This is a genomic window from Mesorhizobium sp. M7A.F.Ca.CA.001.10.2.1 (assembly GCF_003998575.1).
GTDB lineage: Bacteria > Pseudomonadota > Alphaproteobacteria > Rhizobiales > Rhizobiaceae > Mesorhizobium.
Window position 1 is genome coordinate 1 of the sequence record NZ_RZQY01000188.1, and the last position, 9531, is coordinate 9531.

The following is a 9531-nucleotide window of genomic DNA, read 5'->3' on the forward strand; positions in this document are numbered from 1 at the left end:
GCACCGCACTTGCCCGCGCGGTCGACGCCATCGGCTGGAGCCGCTCGACATGAGCAACCATACCGCCGCGAGGCAGCGCGCTCTTACCGACGGGGCGACCCTTGCCTGACATGAGGTTCGCACCACCCAATCCATTGCGCATCGCCGATCGTGCGAGCGGGCTGAATGCGTTGAGCGTGCGCAGCTATAATGAGCGGCTGGTGCTGTCGCTGCTGCTTCAGAACGAGGGCATTTCGCGGATGGAAATCGGCGAAAAGACCGGCCTGTCGGCGCAGACGGCCTCGGTCATCGTCCGTTCGCTCGAGCAGGAAGGCCTGGTCTCGCAAGGCGAGGCGCAGCGCGGCCGCGTCGGGCCGCCCACCATCCCGCTTTCACTCAATCCGGAGGGCGCCTATGCGGTTGGCGTCGGCTTCAGCCGCCGCAGGATCGACATCGCGCTCATCGATTTCATCGGCACCGTGCGCTTCCACACGCAATTGCCGGCGGATGAAGCCAATCCCTTTCCGCAAAGCAGCGATCTGTTCGGCGCGATCAGGCAAGCCATGACCAGCCTGCCGGTCGAGGCGCGCAGCCGGGTTGCCGGCATCGGCCTGGCCGTTCCCGACGATGTCGACACGATGGCTGCAACCCGCAACGGATCGAGCACCTCGCTGAAAGCCTTGCAGGGGGAGATCGAGGAACAGATCAAGCTGCCGGTTTTCGTGCAGAACGATATCACCGCGGCAGCCGGCGGCGAGAGCATGTTCGGCGTCGCCAAGCCGCTCAACGACTATTTGTTCTTCTATCTGGGAGCACGGCTGCAGAGTAGGCTCATCCTCAACCACCAGATCTACAAGGGAAACTCCAGCGCCAGCTTCGATCATGGGCTGATGCGCCTGGAGAGCGAACTGACCAAGCGCCGGCGCCCGTCCGAAATCATCTGGAGCAGCAGCCCCGAGTGGCCTGACCTTGGCGAGGCCTACAGCGAATGGCTAGGGGAATGCTCCAACCGCCTGAAAGCCTCTATTTCCGCACTGACCCAGTTTGTCGAATTCAGGACGGTCGTCCTGTCCAGCTACGCGCCGCAGAAGATCGCCAAGGCCTTGTGCGCCGACATCGGCCGGGAATTCCCCGGCATCGAAGCGCTGCCCGCGCGGGTCAGCATCAGCCCGAAGGCCGTCGGCGCGGCAAGCCTGCCATTCAGTTCGCGCTTCATGATCCAGTGATCGAGCCGAACCGGCGTTGCCGGTCGGCCGATTACGGGCTCTCTGCAGGTCCATCGATGATTTTCAAATGACAAGGCGATTCCGCTTGCCAGGACGCCTCACTTAATAGCATGTTAAGTGAACCCTGAGATCGCCATGAAAATCGCTGCGGATCACGCACTCAACGACAATGCCGCAACCAGCGCCGAAGCGCGCCGCTCGACGGTATTGGGCGATCGCATCAAGGCCTATCGCACCACGCGGCGCCTGACGCTGCGCCAGCTCGGCGACATGATCGGCACCACCGCCAGCTTCCTGAGCCAGCTCGAGCGCGGCCTTTCGGGTGCCAACACCAGCACGCTGATGCTGATCGCCAACGCGCTCGGCATCAGCCTCGCCGATCTTTTCGACGAACGCGAGGTGTCGCCGCACGCGGTGCTGACACGGGCCGAACGGCCGGCGCTGCCGACCAGCGAAGGCTACCGCAAGACGCTGCTGTCGCGCCGGCCGATCCGCGAGATGGAAGTCTATTGCGGCGAGTTCGCCGTCGGCGGCTCCACCGGCGACGTGCCCTACACGCATGGCAACGCGAACGAGATGTTCCTCGTGCTGCGCGGACGCGTGCAACTGACGCTCGGCGACGAGAGCTTCACCCTCGAAGAGGGCGACAGCATCGAATATTCGACCTCGACGCCGCACCGGACGATCAATGTCGGCGATACGGTGGCCGAAGTGCTGTGGATCATCGCGCCGCCGACAAGCGGCGCTGTCGACCTCGATCAATATGTAGCCCGGAAAACGCTCGCGCCCGGCCTGCCAAAATCAAACAGCGAGCCATCGGAGGGTTAGAAAATGGGAAGCAGATCAAGATTGGCCGGGCTTGTCGGCGCCGCCGCACTGGCCTTGCTCGCAGCCGCCGCTCACGCGCAGAACGCGCCGCCGGCCGGGACCGTGGTGGACGGGTCGCTGAAGGGCAAGACGCTGACCTTCGTCTCGTATGGCGGCATCTACCAGGACGGCCAGGTTGCCGCGCTTAAGGAATTCGTCGACAAGAGCGGCGTCAAGCTGCTGAACGACGGACCGACCGAAATCGCCAAGCTCCAGGCGCAGGTCGAATCAGGCAATGTGACCTGGGATGTCGTCGACACGGATGATTTTCCGCCCTTCGTGCATTGCGGCAAACTGTTCCAGAAGCTCGACCTGACCAAGCTCGATATCTCGCACATCCCGCCCGGACAGGTCGGCGAGTGCAGCGTGCCGGCGATGAATTACGGCATGGTCCTGATGTACAAGAACGACACGTACAAGGACAATCCGCCAAAGGACTGGAAGGATTTCTTCGACACCGCGAAATTCCCCGGCACCCGCGCCATCGACGGCAGCGGCAGCCCGCTCGGCGGCTTGATCGAACAGGCCATCCTGGCCGACGGCGGCAAGGTCGACGCCATGACGCCGGCCGACATCGACAAGGGCATCGCCAAGATCAAGGCGATCGGCCCCGACACGATCTTCTGGAAGACCGGCGCCGAATCCCAGCAGCTCGCCGAGTCCGGCGAGGCCGACATGATCATCATGTGGACCGGCCGCGCCATGACGGCAGTCAAGAATGGCGCTGCCTATACGCCGGTGTGGAAGGACTGGCTGGTCGTCATGGATCAGCTGACCATCCCGGTCGGCGCCAAGGACCCCGATGCCTCCTACGCGCTGATCAACGCCTATCTCGGCAAGAAGTCGCAGGAGATCCTGACCGAGCAGACCTCCTACTCGCCGATCAACAACGAGGCACAGCCAAAGGTCGACGCGTCCGTCGCCGCCTTCCTGACCAACACGCCGGACCACGCCAAGCTCGGCTATCAGCAGAACATCAAGTTCTGGGTCGCCAACTTCGCCGCTGCGTCCGACAAGTGGACGGCGCTGATGGCCGGCAACTGAGCCGGCTACCACTGAGGTGACGGCGTGAGCCAGACATCGCATACGCCGACGGCCGGGGGTGATTATCCCCGGCCGTCAGGTGCCGTGCAGGGGCCGCAGCGGCGCCTGCGCCTTGCCGCCTATCCGTCGCTGCTGGCGATGCCGGCCCTGCTCCTGCTTATCGCGGCTATGGGCTATCCCTTGCTGACCGTCACGCTGCGCAGTTTTTCGGACCCGGCCTGGGGCCTGCAGAACTACGTCTGGTTCTTCTCCACGCCGGTGAACGTCACCGTCCTGTGGCGCACCTTTTCCATCGCCGCCTGGGTCACCATCGTCTGCGTCATCGCCGCCTATCCCTATGCCTATCTCATGACGGCGGTCGGGCCGCGCCTGCGGCTGGTCCTCATCCTGTGCGTGCTGGTGCCGTTCTGGGTCAGCGGCGTGGTGCGCACCCTGGCCTGGGTCATCCTTTTGCAGGATTCCGGCATCATCAATTCGGTCATCAGGCTGCTCGGCTTTGACGGCGTGAAGCTGATCCGCACGCAGACCGGAGTCGTCATCGGCATGGCGCAGGTGTTGCTGCCGTTCATGATCCTGCCGCTCTATTCTGTCATGCGCGGCATCGATTTGCGCCTCGTGCAGGCGGCGCGCAGCCTCGGCGCGCGGCCCGCACGTGCCTTCCTGCAGATCTATCTGCCGCTGTCGCTGCCAGGCGTCTTCGCCGGCGCCATCATCGTCTTCATCCTGTCGCTCGGCTTCTACATCACCCCTGCCCTGCTCGGCGGCCCGCGCAGCACCATGCTGTCGGCGCTGGTGCAGAGCCAGGTGCTCAGCCTGCTCAACTGGGGACGCGGCGGCGCCATGGGGGTCGTCCTGCTGGGCGCGACCTTCGTGCTTCTGGCGCTCGCCGCACCGCTGATGCGCCAGCGCCACAAGCAGGCGGCCAGATCATGAGGCTGGCCCCCTTCCGCATCCTGCTCGGCCTGTTCTGCCTGCTGGTCGCCGTGTGGCTGGTCATGCCGACGCTGGTCATCATCCCGATGTCGTTCAACGAGAAGAAGTCGTTGGCCTTCCCACCCTCCGGTTTCTCCTGGCAGTGGTACGCGAATTTCTTCACCAATCCCGATTGGCTGTCGAGCTTCTTCAATTCGCTGAGGGTCGCGGGCCTCGTCGCCGTTGCCGCCACGCTGATCGGCACGCTGGCGTCGCTTGGCCTCAGCCGCATGAAACATTCCGGCGCCGGCCTGCTGCGCGCTATCCTGATCACGCCGATGATCGTGCCCGGCGTGGTGCTGGCGATCGGCATCTATGCCGTTTACCTCGACTACCAGCTTGTCGGCACCACCACCGGCTTCGTCATCGCGCACACGATGCTGGCGATCCCCTTCGTCATCATCGCCGTATCGGCAAGCCTCGAAGTCTTCGACGTGCGGCTGGAAACGGCGGCGGCCAGCCTCGGCGCCAACCGCTTCACCACATTCCGCACCGTGACCTTGCCGCTGATCGCGCCCGGTATCCTGTCCGGGCTTTTGTTTGCCTTCGTCACCTCCTTCGATGAAATCATCGTCGCGCTGTTCATCACCAGTCCCTACCTCAAGACCTTGCCGGTGCAGATCTTCACCAGCATCACCCGCGACGCCGACCCGACGGTGACGGCCGTCGGAACCATCATCTTCATTGCCACGACGCTGATCATCAGCGCCGGGCTGATCATCAGCTCGAAATCGACGAGGAGTTGAGATGACTGCGAGGGAACGTGGCGCGGCCATCGACATCAAGGGCGCAACCAAGCGTTACGGCAATTTCACCGCGCTCGATGATGTCAGCCTGCATATCGAGCCGGGCGAGTTCATGACGCTGCTGGGGCCCAGCGGCTCCGGCAAGACGACCACGCTCAACGTCGTTGCGGGCTTCACCGACCTCACCGCAGGCGATCTTGCCGTCGGCGGCAAGAGCATCGTCGCCCTGCCGGCGCACAAGCGCAACATCGGCGTCGTCTTCCAGCACTACGCGCTGTTTCCGCACATGACGGTCGGCAAGAACGTCGCCTATCCCCTCACCTTGCGCGGCATGGACAAGCAGGCGCGCGACCGTCTCGTTGTACGAGCACTGGACATGGTCAAGATGGCCGATTTCGCGCATCGCTATCCCTCCGAACTTTCCGGCGGCCAGCAGCAGCGCGTGGCGCTGGCGCGTGCCATCGTCTTCGATCCGCCGCTGCTGTTGATGGACGAACCGCTCGGCGCGCTCGACAAGAAACTGCGCGAATGGCTGCAGCTGGAGATCAAGCGGATCCACCGCGAACTCGGCACCACCTTCGTCTATGTGACGCACGACCAGGAAGAAGCGCTGGTGCTCTCCGACCGCATCGCTGTGTTCAATCAGGGCCGCATCGAACAGGTCGGAACCGGCCGCCAGCTCTACGACGAGCCGACGACCTTGTTCGTGGCCAAGTTCATCGGCGAATCGACCAGTTTGCGCGGCGAGGCCCAGGCGTCCGGAGACCAGACCAGCCTGACGATCGCCGGCCAGAAGATCGTGGCCTACGGCAAGCTCGCCGGCGGCCGCAAACCGGTGGTCCTGCTGCGGCCGGAGAAGCTGTCGCTTGCCGGCACCAACACGCCTCCCGCCGCCGGGCAGAACAGCCTCACTGGTGAGGTCAGCGAAGCGATCTATCTGGGGTCGGGTTCGAAATACCAGGTGACGCTTCGCGACGGCTCGGTCGCCATCGTGCGCTCGTCGCTGGAAGCCACACCGTTCTCGATTGGTGACACGGTCGATCTGCGCTGGTCCGTCGTCGATGCAAAACTTCTTGCCGACGACGACCGCGCCGACATGACGATGACCTGACCGCTTTTCCCCGCAGGATTTTTAGACATGGACGCCAAAGTCAACGGCAACGTCTCGTTCTGGTATGCCGACATCGGCCTGCCGGCCTACCGCGCGCCGCTTCCAGGTGATCTCGAAGCCGATGTCTGCATCGTCGGCGCCGGCTACACCGGCTTGTGGACGGCTTATTACCTGAAGAAGGCCGATCCTTCGATCCGCATCGCCATCGTCGAGAGGGAGTTCGCCGGCTTCGGCGCGTCGGGCCGAAATGGCGGCTGGCTGTCCGGCGGCTTCAGCTGGTCGCGCGAAAAATATCTGCAGACCTCGACGCGCGGCGCCGTCATCGACATGGAAACCGCCATGCATGGCACGGTCGACGAAGTGATCGCGGTGACCGAGACCGAAGGCATCGATGCCGACATCCGCCGGGTCGACAATCTGACGGTCGCCACCAACCCGCCGCAGCTCGAACGGATCAAGGCCGCCTATGCCGATGCGATCGGCTGGAGCGTGCCGAGCGAGCGTGTCGGCCTGATCGGTCAGGAAGAGGCCAGAGCCCGCATCAACATCAGAAATGTGCTTGGCGGCTATATCCACCACGGCACCGCGCGCGTGCAGCCGGCCAAGCTGGTGCGCGGCCTGTCCGAAGCCGTCGAACGCATTGGCGTGCCGATCTACGAGCAGACCACCGTGACCGGCATCGAGAAGGGCAAGGTCACGACGAGCCGCGGCACCGTGCGCGCGCCAATCATCATTCGTGCCACGGAAGGGTTCACGGCCGGCATACCAGGCAATGAGCGGCTCTGGCTGCCGCTCAACAGCGCGCAGATCATCACCGAGCCGCTGCCGCAATCGCTATGGGACGAGATCGGCTGGGAGGGCCATGAGCTTCTCGGCGACGCCGCGCACGCCTATTGCTATGCACAGCGCACCAGGGAAGGCCGCATCACCATGGGCGGACGCGGCGTGCCCTACCGCTACGGCTCGCAGACCGACGTGCGCGGCCAGACGCAGCAGGCGACGATCGAAAGCCTGCACGCGATCCTCATCCGCCTTCTGCCACAGACAGCCAAGCTTCGCATCGACCACGCCTGGTGCGGCGTGCTGGGCGTGCCCCGCGACTGGTGCACGACGGCCGGTCTCGACCCTGAGACCGGCATCGGCTGGGCCGGCGGCTATGTCGGGCTCGGCGTATCCAGTTCCAACCTGTCGGGCCGCACGCTGCGCGATCTCATCCTGCGGCGCGACACTGAGCTGACCCGCCTGCCCTGGGTCAACCGCCAGGTCAGCAAGTGGGAGCCCGAGCCGATGCGCTGGCTCGGTGTCCACTCGATGTATCAGCTCTACCGCGTCGCCGACGAACGCGAGGAGGCCGGCCTCCAGCACACGTCGAAACTCGCCGCAATCGCCGATCGCATCACAGGACATTAAGAGACTGCCATGACCGATTTCCAGACCTTCGCCCATCTCGCCTCGATCGATCTCGGCGAGCCCGAGCCCAAGCCGACCTCGATCAGCGGCAATCAGTTCGAAGCAGCGAAGACGCTGTGGACCTCGCCCGACGGCACGTTGGAAGTCGGCGTCTGGGAGTGCACGCCGGGCCGCTTCACCGCATCGCGCGACAGCAATTCCGAAACGTGCCACATCGTGTCAGGCCGGGTCTCGCTGCATGGTCCCGATGGCCGCAGCAAGGACGTCGGCCCGGGCGAAATGCTGGTGCTGCCGAAAGGGTGGAAAGGCGAATGGACGATCCACGAGAAGACGCGCAAGCTCTATATCCTGCACTTCGAGGCGTGAGCCGACGTCCGCTTTGGCTGAAGCCTCCCCAACTTCGTCATCCTAGGGCGAAGCAGGAGCGAAGCTCCGTCGCGGAGACCCTGGGATCCATTCCGTGACAGCCATCGAGGAATGCAGCGGAACAGAATTCTGCACCGCTGCAGCGCTTTGAGGTCGCGGCATGTATCCCTTGGGCTGCGGAGCAGCTCCAGGGGTCTGCGCCGCGTCGCTACGCTCCTTGCTCCGCCCGTGGATGACGAAGCGATGGGCGCTACTCGTCGCCCAAACCGCCGGCCGTCGGCTTGCCTTCTATCGCCTGCCGCAAGGCGTCGTTGATGCGGTCCTGCCAGCCCGGCCCATCCTCCTGGAAGTGGTCCAGCACGGCGCGGTCGATCCGGATCGAAACAAGCTCCCTGACGCCTGGAGCGGCGGAGGGCTCACGAACCGGCGCGGCCGGCTTCTTCACCGGCTTGAAAGCCGCTTCGGCGGCCGCCATCGGATTTGTCGGTCGGCGCGGGGGATTTGCCATTGGGATGACCCTGACTGAAGGCGATTCGTGCGCAGCACGCTTACGCCACCATAGCCCAACCAGCGCCGTCGCGCAGGCCCCTTTGGTCGGGACAATCACTCGGCTGCTTGAAGACTTTGCGCGTCGATGATGACCCTGATCTCCGCGCGGCAGGAGCCGCAATTCGTACCGGCATGCAGGGCCGCGCCGATCCCCGCGACGCTGCCGCAGCCGCGGCGCACCGCTTCGGCGATCTGGTTGGCGCCGACGCCGAAGCAGGAGCAGACAATGGCGCCGCGATCGACGTCGACCCCGCCCGGCCGTCCGGCCACGATCGCCAGCCTTCCGCGCCGGTCGACATGATCGGCACTTAACTGTTCCGCCGCCCAGCCGCGCGACACGGCGACCGGGCCGGGCGCGACGAACAAGGCGCCTGACAGTTGATCGCCGTCGAAGGCGGCGATGCGATGCTGGCCGGCGTCGCAGTCATGATAGGCGAGCATTTCCGCACCCGGTGACGCGCCGAACAGTGACCCGGCAAAGCCGGCCCAGTCGATGTCGTCTTCGGCAAAGGCAAGCTCGACCCGCCAGCCGCCCTTGCATTTGGCCACGGCCCAATAGGCCGCGGCATCGGGCGACGGCCTATGCCGCGTCACCGCAAAGCCGAAGGCTTTTGCGGCGAATTTCTCGATGCGGGCGGCGACATGTTTCAGCGCCGGCTGGCCGGAAATGGGATCGGTCAGCGGCGCGGTCAGCGTGTCGAGCCGGCCCTTTGCCGAGAACTGATCGGTCCAGTGCATCGGCGCAAACAGGCTGCCCTGGCGCTGGCGTATCGTCACCAGCGCGCGCACCAGCACGTCACCGCGCGGGCTGGAAACGCGCACGATGTCGGCGTCACCGATGCCGAAGCGCTGCGCATCCACCGGGTGGATCTCGACGAATGGCTCGGCGATGTGCTGCGAAAGCCGCGGGCTTTTGCCGGTCCGCGTCATGGTGTGCCAATGGTCGCGGATACGGCCGGTGTTGAGGATCAGCGGATAGTCGGGACTGGTGCGGACTTCCGTGGTCGGGCGGATGGCGATGAAGCGCGCCTTTCGATCGGGTGTGTAGAAATTGCCGTCGGCGAAGAAGCGAACCTGGAGCCCAGTCGTGCCGACCCCTTCTGGCCTGCCGGCCATCTCCCCCTCGAGGGGGGAGACTAGCAGCTTTGACACCGGCGCTTCTTCCGCAGCGTTGGCGATTGGCGAAAGCCGAGCGGCAGGCTGATCTCCCCCCTTGAGGGGGAGATGGCCGGCAGGCCAGAAGGGGTCGGCACGACCGGGC

At 64.8% G+C, this 9531-nt stretch carries 10 protein-coding genes; 8 read left to right on the forward strand and 2 right to left on the reverse strand.

Translation table 11 applies throughout. The features are described from left to right. Window positions 1–110: 110 nt before the first annotated feature. The 8 genes from EN964_RS14370 (at window position 111) to EN964_RS14405 (ending at window position 7721) form a co-directional block, all read left to right on the forward strand. Window positions 111–1205, forward strand: coding sequence for an ROK family transcriptional regulator (locus EN964_RS14370; protein WP_127272189.1), 1095 nt, complete (start codon window positions 111–113; stop codon window positions 1203–1205). 135 nt (window positions 1206–1340) lie between these two features. Next, window positions 1341–2033, forward strand: coding sequence for a helix-turn-helix domain-containing protein (locus tag EN964_RS14375; RefSeq protein WP_127267132.1), 693 nt, complete (start codon window positions 1341–1343; stop codon window positions 2031–2033). Window positions 2034–2036: 3 nt separating this feature from the next. Continuing rightward, window positions 2037–3116 carry an extracellular solute-binding protein gene (locus EN964_RS14380; protein ID WP_127267131.1) on the forward strand — a complete coding sequence of 360 codons (1080 nt, stop codon included), beginning with the start codon at window positions 2037–2039 and terminating at the stop codon, window positions 3114–3116. 24 nt (window positions 3117–3140) lie between these two features. Continuing rightward, window positions 3141–4049, forward strand: coding sequence for an ABC transporter permease (locus tag EN964_RS14385; RefSeq protein ID WP_127276471.1), 909 nt, complete (start codon window positions 3141–3143; stop codon window positions 4047–4049). Beyond that, window positions 4046–4834, forward strand: coding sequence for an ABC transporter permease (locus tag EN964_RS14390; protein WP_127267129.1), 789 nt, complete (start codon window positions 4046–4048; stop codon window positions 4832–4834). Before EN964_RS14385 ends, EN964_RS14390 begins: the two co-directional genes overlap by 4 nt. A 1-nt stretch (window position 4835) precedes the next feature. Next, complete coding sequence (locus EN964_RS14395; RefSeq protein WP_127267128.1) at window positions 4836–5945, forward strand: ABC transporter ATP-binding protein; 1110 nt, start codon at window positions 4836–4838, stop codon at window positions 5943–5945. A 27-nt stretch (window positions 5946–5972) separates the two neighbouring features. After that, complete coding sequence (locus tag EN964_RS14400) at window positions 5973–7355, forward strand: FAD-binding oxidoreductase (RefSeq protein ID WP_127267127.1); 1383 nt, start codon at window positions 5973–5975, stop codon at window positions 7353–7355. A 9-nt stretch (window positions 7356–7364) separates the two neighbouring features. After that, the gene (locus EN964_RS14405; protein ID WP_127267126.1) at window positions 7365–7721 is read left to right on the forward strand and encodes a cupin domain-containing protein; all 357 of its coding nucleotides are present in this window, start codon (window positions 7365–7367) and stop codon (window positions 7719–7721) included. A gap of 250 nt (window positions 7722–7971) precedes the next feature. On the opposite strand, the gene EN964_RS14410 is transcribed toward EN964_RS14405, so the two are convergent. Continuing rightward, window positions 7972–8229: a BrnA antitoxin family protein gene (locus EN964_RS14410; protein WP_127267125.1), complete on the reverse strand. Its 258-nt coding sequence runs from the start codon at window positions 8227–8229 to the stop codon at window positions 7972–7974. A 95-nt stretch (window positions 8230–8324) separates the two neighbouring features. After that, the coding region (locus tag EN964_RS14415; RefSeq protein ID WP_245490653.1) for a molybdopterin dinucleotide binding domain-containing protein at window positions 8325–9531 on the reverse strand (1207 nt) is incomplete at its 5' end.